At 70.5% G+C, this 17,753-nt stretch carries 17 protein-coding genes and 1 pseudogene; 9 read left to right on the top strand and 9 right to left on the bottom strand.

The features are described from left to right. Positions 1–51 precede the first annotated feature (51 nt). The 6 genes from OG488_RS37225 (at position 52) to OG488_RS37250 (ending at position 4,321) form a co-directional block, all read left to right on the top strand. Positions 52–480: a DUF742 domain-containing protein gene (locus OG488_RS37225; protein ID WP_329237698.1), complete on the top strand. Its 429-nt coding sequence runs from the start codon at positions 52–54 to the stop codon at positions 478–480. Positions 481–651: 171 nt separating this feature from the next. Beyond that, positions 652–1,287, top strand: a complete 636-nt coding sequence (locus OG488_RS37230; protein WP_329237700.1) for a GTP-binding protein — start codon at positions 652–654, stop codon at positions 1,285–1,287. Between the two features lie 169 nt (positions 1,288–1,456). Next, the gene (locus OG488_RS37235; RefSeq protein ID WP_329239290.1) at positions 1,457–1,867 is read left to right on the top strand and encodes a roadblock/LC7 domain-containing protein; all 411 of its coding nucleotides are present in this window, start codon (positions 1,457–1,459) and stop codon (positions 1,865–1,867) included. A gap of 107 nt (positions 1,868–1,974) precedes the next feature. Continuing rightward, positions 1,975–2,949: a DUF6397 family protein gene (locus OG488_RS37240; RefSeq protein ID WP_329237702.1), complete on the top strand. Its 975-nt coding sequence runs from the start codon at positions 1,975–1,977 to the stop codon at positions 2,947–2,949. A 39-nt stretch (positions 2,950–2,988) separates the two neighbouring features. Next, a complete protein-coding gene (locus OG488_RS37245; protein WP_329237705.1) occupies positions 2,989–3,477 on the top strand; it encodes a GNAT family N-acetyltransferase in 489 nt (162 codons plus the stop codon). A 202-nt stretch (positions 3,478–3,679) separates the two neighbouring features. Then, positions 3,680–4,321, top strand: coding sequence for an LAETG motif-containing sortase-dependent surface protein (locus OG488_RS37250; RefSeq protein ID WP_329237707.1), 642 nt, complete (start codon positions 3,680–3,682; stop codon positions 4,319–4,321). A gap of 131 nt (positions 4,322–4,452) precedes the next feature. Here OG488_RS37250 and OG488_RS37255 read toward each other — a convergent pair whose 3' ends face one another. Beyond that, positions 4,453–6,543 (bottom strand): SpoIIE family protein phosphatase, encoded by a 2,091-nt coding sequence (locus OG488_RS37255; protein WP_329237710.1) that lies wholly within the window; start codon positions 6,541–6,543, stop codon positions 4,453–4,455. Between the two features lie 179 nt (positions 6,544–6,722). On the opposite strand from OG488_RS37255, the gene OG488_RS37260 reads away from it, so the two are divergent. Then, the gene (locus OG488_RS37260) at positions 6,723–7,781 is read left to right on the top strand and encodes an enoyl-CoA hydratase/isomerase family protein (protein ID WP_329237713.1); all 1,059 of its coding nucleotides are present in this window, start codon (positions 6,723–6,725) and stop codon (positions 7,779–7,781) included. 97 nt (positions 7,782–7,878) lie between these two features. Here OG488_RS37260 and OG488_RS37265 read toward each other — a convergent pair whose 3' ends face one another. The 3 genes from OG488_RS37265 to rhaI all read right to left on the bottom strand — a co-directional run bounded on the left by OG488_RS37265 (position 7,879) and on the right by rhaI (position 12,722). Beyond that, the gene (locus OG488_RS37265; RefSeq protein WP_329237716.1) at positions 7,879–9,360 is read right to left on the bottom strand and encodes a rhamnulokinase; all 1,482 of its coding nucleotides are present in this window, start codon (positions 9,358–9,360) and stop codon (positions 7,879–7,881) included. Between the two features lie 82 nt (positions 9,361–9,442). Then, entirely contained in the window at positions 9,443–11,488 is a 2,046-nt protein-coding gene (locus tag OG488_RS37270; RefSeq protein WP_329237719.1) for a bifunctional aldolase/short-chain dehydrogenase, read from the bottom strand. Positions 11,489–11,555: 67 nt separating this feature from the next. Further along, the gene (rhaI, locus tag OG488_RS37275; protein WP_329237721.1) at positions 11,556–12,722 is read right to left on the bottom strand and encodes an L-rhamnose isomerase; all 1,167 of its coding nucleotides are present in this window, start codon (positions 12,720–12,722) and stop codon (positions 11,556–11,558) included. A gap of 349 nt (positions 12,723–13,071) precedes the next feature. On the opposite strand from rhaI, the gene OG488_RS37280 reads away from it, so the two are divergent. Beyond that, positions 13,072–13,509, top strand: a complete 438-nt coding sequence (locus OG488_RS37280; RefSeq protein WP_329239292.1) for an SRPBCC domain-containing protein — start codon at positions 13,072–13,074, stop codon at positions 13,507–13,509. A gap of 95 nt (positions 13,510–13,604) precedes the next feature. On the opposite strand, the gene OG488_RS37285 is transcribed toward OG488_RS37280, so the two are convergent. Beyond that, positions 13,605–13,832: a hypothetical protein gene (locus OG488_RS37285; RefSeq protein ID WP_329237723.1), complete on the bottom strand. Its 228-nt coding sequence runs from the start codon at positions 13,830–13,832 to the stop codon at positions 13,605–13,607. A gap of 257 nt (positions 13,833–14,089) precedes the next feature. On the opposite strand from OG488_RS37285, the pseudogene OG488_RS39380 reads away from it, so the two are divergent. Beyond that, a pseudogene (locus OG488_RS39380) lies at positions 14,090–15,225 on the top strand (IS110 family transposase). Here OG488_RS39380 and OG488_RS37295 read toward each other — a convergent pair. From OG488_RS37295 to OG488_RS37310, 4 genes are all read right to left on the bottom strand, one after another. Beyond that, positions 15,220–15,744, bottom strand: coding sequence for an SMI1/KNR4 family protein (locus tag OG488_RS37295; RefSeq protein ID WP_329237728.1), 525 nt, complete (start codon positions 15,742–15,744; stop codon positions 15,220–15,222). The pseudogene OG488_RS39380 and the gene OG488_RS37295 overlap by 6 nt on opposite strands. An 81-nt stretch (positions 15,745–15,825) precedes the next feature. After that, a complete protein-coding gene (locus OG488_RS37300) occupies positions 15,826–16,305 on the bottom strand; it encodes a hypothetical protein (protein ID WP_329237731.1) in 480 nt (159 codons plus the stop codon). A 270-nt stretch (positions 16,306–16,575) separates the two neighbouring features. After that, positions 16,576–17,112, bottom strand: a complete 537-nt coding sequence (locus tag OG488_RS37305; RefSeq protein ID WP_329237734.1) for a GNAT family N-acetyltransferase — start codon at positions 17,110–17,112, stop codon at positions 16,576–16,578. Then, positions 17,105–17,650, bottom strand: coding sequence for an SRPBCC family protein (locus OG488_RS37310; RefSeq protein WP_329237737.1), 546 nt, complete (start codon positions 17,648–17,650; stop codon positions 17,105–17,107). The genes OG488_RS37305 and OG488_RS37310 overlap by 8 nt, the downstream gene beginning before the upstream one ends. Positions 17,651–17,753 lie beyond the last annotated feature (103 nt).

A 17,753-nucleotide genomic window follows, 5' to 3' on the forward strand; every position in this document is an offset into this window, starting at 1 on the left:
GTTCCCCCGCCGGGGCGCGTCGACGGAGGGCCGCCCGGCCGCGGATACGGCGTGCCTGCCGCAGGCGACGGTCTCGCCCCCGCCGGACACGGTGTACCGCCCGGCAGCCAGTGGTACGACGCCGAGGCGGGCCCGTTGGTCCGCCCCTACGCGGTCACCGGTGGCCGGACGCAAGCGGGTCCCAGCGGCGTGCGGTTCGACCTGATCGCCCTCGTGGCGGCGGACGACGACGCGGAGGATAGGCAGGGCGAGGCGTTGCTCGGCCCCGAGCACCGGGCGTTGCTCGCTCTCTGCCAGGAGGAGATCCAGTCGGTCGCGGAACTGTCGGCGGACGCCGACCTGCCCGTCGGCGTCGTGCGGGTGCTCCTCGGCGACCTGCTGGAGGCCGGCTGCGTACGGGTCAGCAGGCCCGTCCCGCCCGCACAACTGCCTGACGAACGCATCCTGCGTGAGGTGATCGACGGCCTCCGGGCGCTCTGAGAGCTCCGGGAACGGTCGTGCGAACCGCCTACTCACGAAGAATGACGACTCCGGCCGGGCACTGAACGAACCCGTACGGACACATAAGTCACATTGCGTTCACCCTCCTTGGTGACTGCCTCTGATTGCCATGCTGTCGCCCTCTGACGGCACTCGCGAGAGAAGTGATCGATGTCCTCCGAGCATGTGGACAGCACAGACGCGGACGATTCCGGCGAGTCCGGAGCGCTCGCCCTGAAGATACTGGTCGCCGGCGGCTTCGGCGTCGGCAAGACGACCCTCGTGGGCGCGGTGAGCGAGATCCGGCCGCTGCGGACCGAGGAACTCCTCAGTGAGGCCGGTCAGTCCGTCGACGACACCGGGGGCGTGGACCAGAAGACCACCACCACGGTCGCCATGGACTTCGGAAGGATCACCATCCGCTCGGGTCTGTCGCTCTACCTGTTCGGCACCCCGGGGCAGGACCGGTTCTGGTTCCTGTGGGACGAACTCGCGCAGGGTGCGCTCGGAGCCGTCGTCCTCGCCGACACACGGCGCCTCGAGGACTGCTTCCCGGCCGTCGACTACTTCGAGCACCGCCGTATCCCGTTCGTCGTCGCCGTCAACTGCTTCACGGGCGCACGGACCTATGCGGAGGACGACGTCTCGCGGGCACTGGATCTGGACGGGGGAACGCCCGTCGTCCTGTGCGACGCGCGTGACCGCGCCTCCGGCAAGGAGGTCCTCATCCGCATGGTCGAATACGCCGGGCGCATGCATACGGCGCGGCTGCTCGAATCGGTCGGTCAGGCGTCCGGTCCGGGGTGAGAACGTCACGGCCGTCCCCGCCCGGGGGCGTGCCGGAGCCCCGTCCTCGACGGCGGGCGGGCCGTGGCGCGAAGCAACGCCCCCGGGACCGTGCGGCGCTTGCCCGCAGGGGAGCCGTGCGCAAGGCTTGCGCGGACGTGGGGAACAGATGAACGGGGAGGACGAGCACATGGCGCTGGACCGGGGACTCGACTGGCTTCTTGACGATCTCACCGGCCGGGTGGAGCACATCCGGCACGCGCTGGTGCTCTCGAACGACGGGCTGGTGACCGGCGCCAGCACGAGCCTGGCCCGGGAGGACGCGGAACACCTGGCGGCGGTCTCGTCCGGACTGCAGAGCCTGGCCCGAGGATCCGGACGGCACTTCGGGGCCGGGAGGGCGCGCCAGACCATGGTGGAGTTCGATGAGGCGCTGCTCTTCGTGACAGCGGCGGGGGACGGCAGTTGCCTCTGTGTCCTGACCGCGGCCGAAGCCGATGTGGGCCAGGTCGCCTACGAGATGACCCTGCTGGTCAATCGCGTGGGTGAACACCTCGGTGTGACGGCACGGCAGGGTGTGGAGAGTATCGACCGCCTCTGACCTGCTCTTTCCGTGGACCGGCAGGAGTTGTCCACAGGCTCCGCGAGCGTGTCCTCCCCCGGCTACCGTGGTCACACAGAGTATTCGACTCACGGGGGAGAGAAGCCATGACCATCACGGAGGACACCCGTAGGCCCACCGCCGGTGCGGCGGAGCCGGAGCGTGTGTCGGCAGGTCGCGCGGCTCAGGAACTGACGTTGAAGCGAGGTGAATTCGACCTGGCCGTCCATCTGGGCCTGATCGAAGCGGAGCCCGCCGCGGGAGGGGCGAGGCCGCGTATCCGCCGGCAGGAGATCGACCGGCTGCGCGCCCGGCCGGGATTCCCCGAATCGCTTCGCGACCAGGTGCGTACCGCGGGCACGGCGGAAGGCGCCGCCCTGCTCGGAGTCAGCCCCGTGCGCTTCACGGGCCTGGCCCGCATCGGCTGCGTCTCGCCGGTCGCGTTCTATCTGAACCGCTATCGCGCAGTGGTCTGGCTCTACCTGGTCGACGAGCTCCTCGGCTTCGCCGCGCGGGAACCCGACCTGATCGCGGGGAAGAGCCCGGTGGGAATGCGGACCATGCTGGAGGCGGGCACCGACCGGCGTGCGCGCAACTGGCGTTCGCGCAGGATCGACCGGTCGCTGAGCCGGGCGGCGGACCCGTGGGCACGCGCCGCCCTGCAGGCATCCGCTCTGGACCCGGTGCAGCTCGCCGAGGTGGTGGAGGACCCCTACGAGCGTGCCTATCTGGCCCGTGTGCAGCCGGATCCCGCCTTCGGCCGGCCGGGGTCGATGGCCGGGAGGGAGGCCATGGCGAAGCTGATGCTGGCGGACGATCCGGATGAAATCCTCTGGCGTCGGGTGAATCTGACGCTGGAGCTCGAACGGGCGCGTGAGATCCGCGGCGCCCCGCGGCCCGGATGCGACCCCGCGTTCCGACCGGAGCCCGGAGGAGCGGTGCCGGGCGGACCGGCGTCTGCCTCCGGGAGGAACGTCCGGGTGCCGGACCGCGTGGCCGTCCGCCCTGGAGCGCGGCCCGGCCCGAGGCGGGGGCTGCTGGCCCGGATCGGACTGCGCAGGCCCGGGCGCGGAGATCATTAAAGCATTGCGTGGTGGGGTGCCACGGGGCATCTTGGGGCCATGCTGATCAGAGAAGCCACCGCTGAGGACTGGCCCGCCATCTGGCCTTTCTTCCATGAAATCGTCGCCGCGGGCGAGACCTTCACCTATCCGGTGGAGCTCGGTGAGGACGTGGCCCCAGGCTGGTGGCTCCTCCAGGAGCCGGACCGCACGGTCGTGGCGGTCGACGACACCGGGACGGTGCTCGGCACCGCCAAGATGAACAAGAACCACATGGGCAACGGCTCGCACATCGCCAGCGCCAGTTACATGGTCGCTCCCGAGCACTCCGGCAGGGGCGTGGGCCGGGCGCTGTGCGAGTACACCGTGAACTGGGCGCGTACGGCGGGGTATCGCGCCATGCAGTTCAACGCTGTGGTGGAGACGAACACCCATGCCGTGCGGCTGTACAAGTCCCTCGGCTTCGAAGTCATCGGGACCCTGCCCGAGGGGTTCAACCATCCCACCGAGGGCTATGTAGGCCTGCACATCATGCACAAGCCTCTCTGAAGACACCTCACAGCCGCCCGGAGCGTCGGTGAGGACAGTGGCTTCCGGCCATCCTGATGTGTCCGGCATGTCACAAGTAGAGGCGATCTGGGCATGGTTGGCGCATCGCTGAGGCGTGGGGCGAGTGCGCCCCCTGGGGCAGGGGGCAGTACTGTGCGCCCCACCGCCCTTCCAGCGGTGAACTCATATGGAGGAAGAATCCATGACCATACCCAGGAGATCGTGGCGTGGCGCGGGAGCATTCGCGGCCGCCGCGATCGTCGGCCTGGCGGGCGGGGTCATCTCCGCCGGTCCGGCCGCAGCTCACACCCCCACCTGGGCCGTGACCTGCTCCGAAGTGACGCTCAACCTGACGGCCTACTCGGGTAACGCCACCAACGAGGTGACGGTCTCCGTCGAGGGCGGCGCCGAGCTGCTTCCGACGACCCAGTTCGGCCGGGAATTCAGCACGAAGGAGCCGCTCCAGCTCCCGAAGCACGACAAGGAGCTGACCGTCCGCCTCGTCGTCAAGGCCGGGGACGACGACAAGTACTCCTTCAAGGACACGAAGACGGCTCCGGTCTGCGAGGACGACACCCCGTCGCCCACCCCGACCGAGGAGACGCCTTCGGAGGCTCCGAGCACCGAGCCGCCGACCTCGGCCCCCGAGCCGAGCGAGACGCCGAGCGAGACCGCCACGGAGGCCGCGCCCGCTCCGGCCGAGCCGAGCAGCAGCGCGCCGGACCTGGCGGAGACCGGTTCGTCGTCCGCCACGCCCGTCATCGGTGGGGCCGCTCTCGCGGTTCTCCTCGCCGGCGGTGGCATCCTGTGGTCCGTTCGCAAGCGCCGCAGCACGCAGCACTGACGCGTCCGGACTCTCCGGCGGACGGGTGACCGAACACCGGCCGGCCGGGCGGGGGCGTACCGCGGCGACTTCGTCGCGGTACGCCCCCGTGGCGTTCGCCCCGCCGTATGCCTCCGGCACGTACCCCCGGATCAGGCCGTGGGGCCGATTTCGCACCAGACGGCCTTACCCTCCCCACGGGGCTCGATGCCCCAGCTCTCGGCGACCGCGTCGAGAAGCAGCAGACCGCGCCCCGAGGTCGACGTCTCCCCCGGAGTGCGGCGTCGCGGCCAGACACTGGAGCGGTCCTGGACCGACAGCCTGATGCGCCGAACGGGCTCCGGCAGCACCTCCAACGTCAGCACCGCCCCGCCCTCGGTGTGCAGCAGCACATTGACCAGCAACTCCCCGGTGACCAGCTCCGCGTCGTCCGCCAGACCGGCCAGGTCCCAGTCCGTCAGGGCCTGACGCACGATCGACCGGGCCTCCGAGAGCCCCTGCGGATCCGCCTGGTGGATGTACTGGTGCAGGCGGGGAGCGCGCGGCGACCCGAGGTCCGGGCTGCGACGCAGGACCAGCAGCGCCACGTCGTCGCCCGAGCCCCACCGCTCCCACAGCCGGTCCGACAGATGGTCGGCCAGCGCCTCGGCACCGTCGGGTCCGTCACTCACCTCGTGGATCAGGGCCGCGACACCCTCGTCCACGTCGGCTCCCGGCTCCTCGACGAGCCCGTCCGTGTACAGGACCAGGGTCTCGCCGGGCACAAGGTCCAGACGGGTCTCCGGATACTCCTCGTCGCGGAAATCCGTGGAGATGCCCAGCGGCAGACCCCCGCGCACCTGCGGGACCCCGACCCGCCCGTCCGTGTGCCTGATCAGCGGTCCGAAGTGTCCGGCACGCGCCACCCGCACCGCCCCCGTCGCGAGGTCCACCTGCGCGTACGTCGACGTCGCGAACCGGTCGGTGTCCAGCTCGGCGAGGAAGCGGGAGGCCCGCGCCAGAACGGTGGCCGGGGGATGCCCCTCGGCGGCGTAGGCGCGCAGGGCGATGCGGAGCTGGCCCATGATGGCCGCGGCGTGCGTGTCGTGCCCCTGCACATCGCCCACCACGATGCCGATCCGGTCCCTGGGGAGGGTGATCACGTCGTACCAGTCGCCGCCGACCTCGCGCCCGCTCCACGCTGCGTGGTAGCGGACCGCGATCTCACCACCCTCGATCTCCTGGATCCGCCGCGGGAGCATGGCCGACTGGAGCCCGGTGGCGAATTCACGCTCCTCGTCGAAGAGGATCGCCCGTTGCAGGGACTGGGCCACGATGGCGGCCAGCCCCAGGCAGAGGATCCTCTCGTCCGCGCTGAACGCCGTGCGTTCCCGGTAGAAGAGCGCCAGTCCGCCCAGCGACCGAGCCTGGGCTATCAGTGGCAGATAGGCCGCGGAGCGGAAATCGAGTTGGCCGATGTGCGGTGCGAGCACGGGATAGCGCCTGGTCAAGGCATCGAGCGAGCTGATGAACCGGGGACGTCCGCTGAGGATGGTGTCGCCGAGCGGAAGCGTCGCGTCGAGCCGCCCGGAACCCAGGCCTTCGAGGACCTCCACCGACTCCCCGCTCAGCGCGATGATCCTCAGTGCCGAGTTCTCCACCAGACCGAGGGCCAGTCCGTCCGCGCCGATCCCGACGAGGCCGCCCGGACCGGTGAGCGCGGCGGTGACGTCGTCCACGGTCACAGCCCGTGACATCGCAGCGGTGGTGCGTTCGACGATGTCGGTGTGGCGGCGCCGACGCTTTTCCAGATCCAGCGCGAAGGCCGAACGGGTGACCTCGGCCGTCGCGTCCCGCACCACACCGATGACGCGGTGCGCCCGTCCGTCCTCGGACCGGAGGATTCGCGCCTGGACATGGGTCCACTGGCGGCTGCCGTCCTCCATGGGCACCTGGAAGTGAACGCTGTACGAATCGCTCCCGTCGGAGATCGCCTCGTCGATGGTGGTTTCCAGGCGTGCCCGGTCGGCCGCGTCCAGGCGGTCGATCACGGCCGAGGGGGAGTCCTCCAAGGCTTCAGCGTCCAGGCCGAACACCATCAGCCCTGCCTCGTCGACGTCCACGGTCCTGGCGTCCAGGTCCCACTCGAAGCTGCCGGTCCGGTTCATGGCAAGGCGCTCCGCGGTCCCCGTCTCACCGGCGAGTCGCCGTTCGAGCCGGAGCCACGACGCTGGGTCGTCGTCTCGCCGTGAAGAGTCGGTCATGCCTGCTCCGGAGGTCGTCCGGCGGGGCTGCTGGACGTCGCGGCCCGTCGATCCCCATTGTCGAGCCCGCGATGCGCTGGTGCCACAGCGGGATCGCTGCGGACCCGGCGCCAGGAGCCTGCGGTGGCCGTCGCAGAATGGCAGGCAGAGATCGTCCACGGCTGACCGGAGCGCACACGATGAACGACGACGAACCCGTCCTGTTGCACACCGAGGGTCACATCCTGCACATCACCCTCAACCGTCCCCGGGCCTTGAACGCCCTCACGCACACCATGGTGCGCCGCATCGGGGAAGCGCTCACCCTGGCGGCCGACGACGACGCGGTCGCCGCCGTAGTGATCGGCGGAGCCGGCGAGCGGGGCCTCTGCGCGGGAGGGGACATCCGGTCGATCTACGAGGACGCCCGGGCCGGCCGCCGTGCCTCCGTGGACTTCTGGCGTGACGAATACCGTCTCAACGCCCGGATCGCGAGGTTCCCGAAACCGTACGTGGCGCTCATGGACGGCATCGTGATGGGCGGCGGGGTGGGTGTGTCCGCCCACGGTGACGTGCGCATCGTCACCGAGCGCTCACGCGTCGCGATGCCCGAGACCGCCATCGGCTTTGTTCCCGACGTCGGGGGCACCCACCTGCTGGCCGCGGCACCGGGCGAGCTCGGCACGCATCTCGCACTGACCGGCCGGGCCGTCGGCGCGGCCGACGCCGTTCTGTGCGGACTCGCCGACCACGTCGTCCCGTCGCACCGCCTGGCCGACCTCACCGACGAGCTCTCCCGAAACGCGGAACCCGCCGGGGTGAGGGACATCGTGCGTCGGTACGCGACCGTGGCCCCGGAGGGGGAACTCGCCGCACACCGAGGGTGGATCGACGACTGCTACGCCGCCGACACCGTCGAGGAGATCATCGACCGGCTGGTCGACAGCGGACTGGCCGCCGCGAAGGAGACCGCCACCGAGCTCCTCGGGCTGTCACCCACCGCGCTCAAGGTCACCCTGGCCTCGGTGCGCCGGGCCAAGGGGCTCGGCAGCCTCGAAGCGGTCCTGGACCAGGAGTTCCGCGTCTCCTGCCGGGTATTCACCGGGCACGACCTGGTGGAAGGGGTACGCGCCCGGATCATCGACAAGGACCGCACCCCGCGCTGGAGCCCGGCCGATGCCGGCGGGGTCACCGCCGCCGAGGTGGCCCGCCACTTCGAGCCGCTCGGCGACCAGGAGCTGGGCCTGGCCTCCGTCTGACCGCCGTCCTCGGGCCCGGCCGGTCGGCGGATGCCGTCGCCCGGGTCCGGGAGGACCCCTGAGCGCCGTCTCTCGTGCCGGCGGGCCGGGCGCCCGCTCACACATGTGCTGTCAGCCGGTCCGCCGCCCGGTCCCATGCCCCGGAATCACCCTGCGGGGAGTAGTGGCGCACCTGCTGGGTGCGTGCGACGAGCCCGCGCATCTCCGTCAGCCCGCCCACCAGGCCGTGGGCCCGCGCCTGGAGCAGCACGTTGCCCAGCGCGGTCGCCTCGGCAGGCCCCGCGGTGACCGGAAGACCGGTCGCGTCCGCCGTCCACTGGCACAGCAGTTCGTTGCGCGAGCCACCGCCGACCAGATGGATCCGCCTCAGCTCGCGCCCGGCCAGGGCGGCTGCCTCGCGCAGCGTCCTGCGGTGGGCCAGCGCCAGACTCTCCAGGACGCACCGCACATATCCACCCGCGCCCTCCGGCACGGCCTGTCCCGTCCGGGCGAGAGCGGCGTCGATCCGCGACGGCATGTCACCGGGTGGCAGGAACACCGGATCGTCCGGGTCGACCACGGCGGCGAACGGCCGGGCCCGCGCCGCTTCCGCGAGGAGATCCGCGAGCCCCGTCGGCGTACCGTCGCTCTCCCAGGTCCGGCGGCACTCCTCCAGCAGCCACATCCCCATGATGTTGCGGAGGTAGCGCACCGTGCCGTCCACCCCGCGCTCATTGGTGAAATTGGCGGCCCTCGACTCCTCGGTCAGCACCGGCGCGTCGAGTTCGAGCCCGGCCAGCGACCAGGTGCCGCACGACACGTACGCGAACCCCGGCTCGGTGGCCGGCACCGCGGCCACGGCCGAGGCGGTGTCGTGCGAGGCGACGGTCGTCACCGGCGTGTCCGCCGGGAGTCCGGTGAACGCGGCCACATGCGGGAGCAGGATGCCCGCGCGCTCCCCGGGTTCGCGCAGGGCGGGGAAGAGCGAACGCTCCAGCCCCATCCGCTCGATCAACGCGTCGGACCAGCGGCCCGTGCGCGCGTCGAACAGTCCGGTGGTCGACGCGTTCGTCGCTTCCGCCCCCACCGCCCCCGTCAGCCAGTACACCAGCAGATCGGGCATCAGCAGAAGCGTCCGGGCCGCCTCCCACTGAGCGGTCGAGCGGTGGGCGGCCAGCTGGAAGACCGTGTTGAACGGCAGATGCTGCAGTCCGCCGACGGCATACAGCTCCTGTGGCTCGAAGTGGCGGAGTACCTCCTCGGCCGCCTCGGTGTTGCGCCCGTCGCGGTAGTGGAACGGCAGGCCGAGGAGCGATCCGTCGGAGTCCAGGACCCCGTAGTCGACCGCCCAGGTGTCGATGCCCACAGAGGCGACAGGGCCGGTGCGCGCCGCCGCGCGCAGACCGTCCAGCATGCCCTGGTAGAGGGCGAGTACGTCCCAGCGGAGCCCGTCGGGGAGCCGGACCGGCGTGTTGGCGAAGCGGTGGGCCTCGGTCAGCACCAGTTCGTCGGGCCCGACCCTGCCGGTGATGACCCGGCCGCTGGTGGCGCCCAGGTCCACCGCGGCGAACACCGGGTCGTGTCGTGAAGTCGCAGACATGGAAGTTCTCATCCGATCAGGGCTGAGCCGCGCCCCGGGGCCTGTGCGTAAAAGGATCCGGGGCGCGGCGGGTGGCACGTGGTCAGCGCAGGAACGCCGCCGCCACACCGGCGTCGACGGGAATGTGGAGGCCCGTGGTGTGGGTGAGATCCCCACCGGTCAGCGCGAAGACGGCGTTGGCGACATGCTCCGGGAGCACCTCGCGCTTGAGGATGGTGCGCTGGGCGTAGAACTCGCCGAGCTTCTCCTCCTCGATGCCGTACGTCGCCGCGCGCTGGGCCCCCCAGCCGGCCGCGAAGATTCCCGAGCCGCGCACCACGCCGTCCGGGTTGACCCCGTTGACCCGGATGCCGTGCTCGCCGAGCTCGGCCGCCAGCAGGCGCACCTGGTGCGCCTGGTCGGCCTTGGTCGCCGAGTACGCGATGTTGTTCGGGCCCGCGAACACGGCGTTCTTGGAGGCGATGTAGACGATGTCGCCGCCGAGGTTCTGGGCCCGCATCACCCGCGCAGCCTCACGGGACACCAGGAACGAACCCCGCGCCATGATGTCGTGCTGCAGGTCCCAGTCCCGGGCCGTGGTCTCGAGCAGCGGCTTGGAGATGGAGATCCCCGCGTTGTTCACGACCAGGTCGACACCGCCGAAGGCGAGCGCGGCGGCCTTGAACGCCTCGGTGATCTGCTCCTCGGACGTGACGTCCACGGTCACTGCCACGGCCTTGTCCGGCCCGCCGAGATCCTCGGCGACAGCCGCGGCGTTCTCGGCGTTCAGATCGGCGACGACGACACAGGCGCCCTCCGCCACGAGCCGGTGCGCGATGGCCTTTCCGATGCCCGATCCGGCGCCGGTGACGAGCGCGACCCGCGTGGCCAGCGCCTTCGCCTTCGGCATCCTGCGGAGCTTCGCCTCCTCCAGCTCCCAGTACTCGATGCGGAACTTCTCGGACTCCTCGATCGGCGCGTACGTGGAGACCGCTTCGGCGCCGCGCATCACGTTGACGGCGTTGAGATAGAACTCCCCGGCGACCCGGGCGGTCTGCTTGTCCTTGCCGAACGAGAACATGCCCACACCGGGGACCAGCACGATCGCCGGATCCGCCCCGCGCATCGCCGGCGAGCCGGGGACCGCGTGGCGCTCGTAGTACGCGCGGTACGCCTCCCTGTACTCCTCGTGGAGCACCTGGAGCCGGGCCACCGCCTCCTCCAGCGGCACGTCGGCCGGCAGGTCGAGGACCAGCGGGCTGACCTTCGTGCGCAGGAAGTGGTCGGGGCAGGACGTGCCGAGTGCGGCGAGACGGGGGTGCTCGGCACGCGACAGGAAGTCCAGCACGGGCGCCGCGTCGGTGAAGTGCCCCACCTGGGGCCGGTCCGTGGACGCCAGCCCGCGGATCACCGGGGCGAGCGCGGCGGCCCGCTCCCGGCGCGCCCCCTCCTCCAGGGCCTCCCGGCCGGGGAGCACCGGCCCGAAGGGCTCCTTCCGGCCGTGCTCCACGAGGAACGTCTCGGCGGTGCGGATCATCCAGAGGGCGTTGCGCTCACACTCCTCGGAGGTGTCGCCCCAGGCCGTGATGCCGTGACCGCCCAGGACCACGCCGACGGCCTGCGGGTTCGCCTCCTTGACGGCCGCGATGTCGAGCCCGAGCTGGAAGCCGGGCCGACGCCATCCCACCCAGGCCACCTTGTCGCCGAAGCACTCGGCGGTCAGCTTCTCGCCGTCGGCCGCGCAGGCCAGCGCGATTCCGGAGTCCGGGTGCAGGTGGTCGACGTGCGCGGCCTCGACCAGTGCGTGCATCGCGGTGTCGATCGAGGGAGCCGCGCCTCCCTTGCCGTGCAGGCAGTAGTCGAACGCAGGGACCATCTCGTCCTCGCGCTCCACCCCCGGGTACACGTCCTTGAGCGCGCGCACGCGGTCCAGCCGGAGCACGGCGAGACCCGCCTCGGTCAGCGTGCCGAGGTCGCCGCCCGAGCCCTTCACCCAGAGCAGTTCGGCCTCGCCACCGGTGACCGGATCGGTCTCCGTCGCCTTGGCCGAGGCGTTGCCACCGGCGTAGTTGGTGTTGCGGGGGTCGGAGCCGATCCGGTGGGCGCGCTCCAGGAGCGCGGCGACTTCGGCGTGCGTCGCGGACGTCATGAGGGTTCCTTCGGGAAGAGGTGTCGGGCGGAGTGAGGCTGCGGGCGCGGAGTCGGGGGAGCGGCGCTCAGGCGCCCCAGCCCGCCTGCTCCCCACCGACGCGGTCGGCGGCGATACGCTCCTGGTTGCCGGAGGCGAGGTAGGCCGCGAACGGGTCGCGCCCCAGGCCCAGCTCCTCGCGGACCTCCGCGAGCAGCGGCCTCACGTCCGTGTTGAACGCGTCCATCAGCACTCCGTTGGAGGCGAGGACATCACCGGAACGCTGAGCCTCGGCCAGCGCCTCGGTGTCGATGAGCAACGCCTTCGCGGTCGCCTCCTGGACGTTGGTGACCGAGCGGATGACAGCCGGGATCTTCGCCTCGATGTTGTGGCACTGGTCGAGCATGAAGTTCACGTTGGTCTCGGGCTTCATACCGCCGTTCTTGACCACCTCGTGCATGATCCGGAACAGCTGGAACGGGTCGGCCGCGCCCGCCATCAGGTCGTCGTCCGCGTAGAAGCGGGAGTTGAAGTCGAACGCGCCGAGCTTCCCCTCGCGCAGCAGGAACGCCACGATGAACTCGATGTTGGTTCCCGGCGCGTGGTGTCCGGTGTCGACGACGACCTGGGCCTTCGGGCCGAGCTTGAGGCAGTGGGCGTACGAGGTGCCCCAGTCCGGGACGTCGGTGGTGTAGAAGGCGGGCTCGAAGAGCTTGTACTCCAGCAGCATCCGCTGGTCGTCGCCGAGGCGCTCGTAGACCTCGGCGAGCGCCTCGGCCAGACGGTCCTGGCGGCCCGCGATGTCGTCCTGGCCGGGGTAGTTGGTGCCGTCCGAGAACCACAGCTTGAGATCCGGCGAGCCGGTGGCGTCCATGATGTCGACACACTCGAGCAGATGGTCGGTCGCCTTGCGGCGGACCTTCGGGTCCGGGTGGGTGACCGAGCCCAGCTTGAAGTCGTCGTCCTGGAAGACGTTGGAGTTGATCGCGCCGATCCGCAGCCCGAGCTCCCCGGCGTACCGGGTCAGCGCCGCGTAGTCCTCCACCCGGTCCCAGGGAATGTGCAGGGACACCTTCGGGGCAACCCCGGTGTACGCGTGCACCTGAGCCGCGTCCGCCAGCTTCTCGAAGGGGTCGCGCGGGACACCGGGCTGGGTGAAGACCTTGAAACGGGTCCCGGAGTTGCCGTATCCCCAGGAGGGCGTCTCGATGACCTGAGACTTCAGAGCTGCCTTGACGGCCGACACATCAGACATGAACACCTCGTAAGCAGAGTCATCCGGCGACCAGTCAGGATCGGGGATGTGAATCGTTTCATCCGGACCGTACGCTAGGTTTTGGCACTGCTGCTAGTCAAGGAGTCAGTCAATCTTCTGAGAGTTTGAATCAATTCATCCAGTCTGCCGGGGGGTGCCCGTCGACCGGGGCGTTCCGTTCGAGGACGGGCGGACACCGGGTGCGCCGGAGGCCCGCTTCGAGATCACTCGGTTCGCCGTGATGAAGCGCCTCAAGCTGCTGGAGGCGGCAGGCCTGGCCGTCACGCGGCGGCGGGGGTGGGAGAAGCTCCACTTTCTGCCTGGTGCCCATCCGGCTCGTCCACGACCGATGGGTGAGCAAGGACGCGGAGCCCTGGGCAGCCGGGCTCGGCGACCTCAAGAGCCGACCGGAGAATCCCATGGGAGAAGGTCTTCGAGATCTACATCCGTACCACTCCGGAGCGCCTCGGGGAGGCGATCACCGATCCCGGGATCCGAAGCACGTACAACTTCTGCGCCCGCGTCCTCGGACTGGAGCCAGGGCTCACGCTTCGAGATGAGCGCTCCCGGCGCTCCCGGCCCGCTCGGCGAGGGGCAGAACCTGGACGTGGGCCCGCCGCGCAGGCTCGTCCAGAGCATGGTCGCGCTCTGGAACGACGAGGTGAGGAGTGAGGGACCGACCCGGGTCACCTGGGAGATCGAACCCGTCGGCGACTCCTGCCGACTGACCGTCACCCACGACGGACCGCGCGAGGGAGCCGGCGAGGAGCTGTACGGCGGCCGGTAGGTGACGGTCTGCCGCGGTGGACACCACGGGCGAGTGCCCGCCTGCGCTCGGCGGCCTCTTCACCGGCCGTTGGCGTCCACCGCGACCGGAAGCCGTCAGCGACCGGAGCCCGTCAGGCTCGGCTGGAGCTGCCGCACGAGCGCGAAGAACCTGTCCTCGTTTCCCGCGAGTCCCGCACTCCGCAACGCCTCGTCGGCCTCCTCGATCGGAGAGGCGAGCAGCGGCATGTACAACGGGGTGTCATCCTGGTCGGCGAGCGCGGCGCGTGTGGCTGCCAGTAGACGGATGTACGCCTGGGCCGCGGCGATTTCGGCTTGGAGCATCTCAGCATCTCCCGGTCAGAGGTGTCGGACCGTCAAGCATCCCTCATGGGTCTGACAGTGAGGGTGTAGGCAACATCGCTCGGGGGCCTGACGCCGGGTCTGACCGGCGCTTCGGCTGCCCGCCCGTCGACTCGTCGGCCTTCGGGGAATGCCTGCCGCGTGTGCTCGCGGGCGTCCGTGACCTCATAGGAGCTTGTCCGTCAGCCCGGGCAGCACACGCTGACCGGTACTCCCTCGGAAGGACGGCAGATCCGAGCATGACAGCACCCGAGATGGCGGTGATCGGTGGAATCTACACCCACACCGACGTCCACCAGGCCGCAGTGATCGACTCGGTCGGCCGTCACCGGGACACGCAGCCGTTCGACACGAACCCAAGCGGCTACGAACCACTGTTGGCCTGGCTACGTGCCCAGGGCGAGGTCATCGCGGTCGGGATGGAGAGCACCGGCGCCTACGGTGCCGAACTCGCCCGGTTCCTCACGGCCAGCGGTATCACGGTCGTCGAGGTCGACCGACCGGACCGCAAGGCCCGGCGGGCTCACGGCAAGTCCGATCCGACTGAGGCCTACGCCGCGGCCACCGCGGTCCTGTCCGGCCGGGCGAGCGGAACTCGGAAGAGCCGTGATGGGGTCGTGGAAGCGATCCCTGCTCTGCGCGGGGTCCGCAGGAGCGCGGTCACGGCAAGGGCGCAGACGATCAACCAGATCCGCGCTCTGATGGTCACCGCTCCCTCCGCCGCCCTGCTGGACAAGCTGCGTGGACTGCCCACCGGCCTGCTGATCGACACCCTCGCGCGGACCCGGCCGACCGGTGATCTCGCGGACCCGTCCTGCGCGGCCAAGACGTCACTTCGCCGCCTGGCCCGGCGCTACCAGACCCTTCAGCAGGAGATTGAAGAGGCCGACGCGGACCTCGCTCCCCTGGTGACATGGGTGGCACCCAGTCGCGTCGCCCTGCCCGGAGTGGGGACCGAGACGGCTGGCAGCCGCTGATCACCGCAGGAGACAACCCCGACCGGCTCAGATCCGAAGCGTCCTTCGCCCGCCTGTGTGCCGCGGCCCCGGTCCCGGCCTCGTCGGGCCGCACCAACCCTCACCGCACCAACCCTCACCGCACCAACCCTCACCGCACCAACCCTCACCGCACCAACCCTCACCGCGTCAACCGCGGCGGGGACCTCAACGCCGACACTGCCCTCTACACCATCGTCCTGGTCCGCATGCGGCACGACCAACGGACCCGGGACCACGTCGCAAGACGCACCACCAAGGGCATGTCCGCCAAGGACATCATGCGGTGCCTCAGGAGGTTCGTCGCCCGCGAGGTCTACAGGCACCTCAGGAGCACAGGCATCCTGAACACGGCGGGCGCGGGCGGAGCCGGATCATGATGCCGACCGGCTGCCGTCCGCGTCATCGAGCGACGCGGCCGCGGCCAGCCGCTCGACGAGCGTCTGGAAGTCCGTTGCCAGCGGGAGCTCCGTGTCGGTTTCCACGTCGAACCACGTCACGGACGGCTCCCCCTGCTCTTTGCATGTCCGGTAGTCGAGGGCGATCCAGCAGTGGCCATCACCGGAGAGCAGAACGAGAGGTGAAGGGAGACCCCATTCCTCGACCAGGTAACCCGAGTCCAGCAACGACAGCCGGCCGTCGTGACGGCCGATGCCCATCATGTCGTCGAGCGGCACGTGGTTCTCGCTCCACGACGTCGGCACATCGGTCGGGAACGCGTTCCACTTCTCCGCCACCGGCCCCCCGTTCCGGACCCTCAAGAGCTCCAGCAACGAGGCCGGCAGACGGACACCGAGCCGGCGCTCGGCATCCTGAACGACCGCGTCGGACAGCGGTGGCTGAACTCCGTACAGGCCCTCGCCCCAGAACGTCGCCTTGACCTCACCGAACCGAGCCACGAGCGCATCCTATGGACCTCGCTGCCCGACTTGACGATCTATGAGGGCTTCAACGCCTTCCGGGCCGTCGGAGAGAGGTGCTCAGGACGGGGGACCCGGCGGCCCTTCGACCTCGAGGAAGCGCCGACGGCGCGGCCCGCGGTAGAGCAGCGCAGTCCAGCCCAGCCGCCGAAGTACCGTGGCACACCCGGCGAGTGCCTCCTCCTCGCTGTGGGCCGCTCCGCTGCCCGGCGGGCCGGCCCACTCGACCCGCACCGATCCCGGAGCCGTTCCTTCGCACACGCGATAGCCCGTGGCAGTCCGCTCCCCGGAGGGGCCGATCGCGGACGCTGCTGTTCCGGCAGCCTCGAGGGCCAATGCCACCGCCCGCAAGGGCCGTCGCAGCTCCCAGGAGGCCGGCACGCTCTCGGGATCCGGGTGGTCCGGGCGCGTCACCCGCCTGATCTGCACCATCCCTTCGAAGGCGGTCCGCACGTCCGCGGCACGCACACCCGCGGCATCGGGGGGCGCGGGACCGTCACCGGTAGCCGGCTCGAACCCCTTGTCCTGCGACGCACTCATCTACCGCCTCCTCCGCCGGTGCCCACTCCAGCCAAGTGTGCGCCCGCCCACTGACAGAACAACTCCGCCCACCGGCGAGGCCGCCCTGCCCGCTGCCCGGCGGACGACTTCCGTTGCGGCATGCACGGTCGCCTGCGCCCGGAAGGCTTCTCCGGACCGGGCCCAGCTGAAACGCGGCGAAGGTCAACGCCGCCACGCGGCTGCCGGAGCCCCTGACCCGGCCCTCGCGCCGGACGGTGGATGCTTCCCGCCCGGCCTGAACGCCGGGCATCAGAGGGCGGATTCGTCCCACGCGGCGTCCGTGTAGCCGAGCATGCGGTTCAGGGCGATGACCGGCGCGTTCGCGGCATGGTGGACGGTGCGGACGAGGTGCACCCCGCACAGCCCGGCGAAGCCCATGCCGTACACCTTCATGGCGACGGCCACCCCCGCGCCCCGATGGCCACGCCGTACCCCGGTCATCTCGTTGAACACGCATCCCCGAGCGCGACGGTCGGAGGTGGCGGCCATCCCCACCCACGTGTCACCGACCAGCGCCAGGACCACCCCGCGCGGGTCGAAGGACGGCACGTCGACGCGTTCGCGCACGTACGCGTCGTACGAGTAGAACGGTCCCCGGCCGGGGATGTCGGCAGCACACTCCTTGTTGAGCTCGTACAGCCGGCGGCGGTGGGCCGGAACGTCGCCCAGGTCGGCGAACGTGGTCAGCCGGATCCCCGAGGCTCGGCACCGGTCGGCGTACGGCGCCCATCTCACGGCGTCGAACGTCCGCACGTCCAACTCCAGCCGGACCCAGGCCTCACCCATTTCGTGGGCCGTCCGCCGCAGGGTCGTTCTCCACCGAGCCGTCCTGCTCCAGCGCTGCCTTGAGACGCTCCAACGTCGTACGGATGTTTCCGCGCTGGAATTCGGCGAACGTGTGCCCGCGCGTCGCCACACGGTCGAAGGCGTTGGCGAGAAAGTCGGGCCATGCCCGCCGGTTGTCCGTCCACGTCTCCGTGACGCGGGTGCAGCCGTCCACCGCCTCGAAGCGGTACTCCCACAGCGCGATGGCGCCCGGAAGCCGTGGGCGGCGCACCCCGATCGCGTGCACGCGAAAGGCGAACCGTTGACCCGCGTCGGCGGCCGTCACCGTGCACCTCGTCGTCCAGCGGAAGGAGCCGCGCTTGTTACGGCCCTCGAAGACCATGCCGACATGGGCGCGGCGGTTCTCCCCGAGCACCGTCGCTCCCCGGTTCTCCGGGCTCCAGCGCCCCATCGCGGTGGGATCGCTCACCTGCTCGTACACGGCGGACGGTGCCGCCCGGATCAGGATCGTGTCCGATACGGACATGGTGCGGGGCATGAGACGTACTCCTCGTCCTCGGCCGGCCGGGGCATCGCGCGGAAACCGGACGGATCATGTGCGAACGGTTGGCGGGTCTGGTTCGTTGGACAGTGTGGCGTAC

This window comes from Streptomyces sp. NBC_01460, assembly GCF_036227405.1.
Classification (GTDB): domain Bacteria; phylum Actinomycetota; class Actinomycetes; order Streptomycetales; family Streptomycetaceae; genus Streptomyces.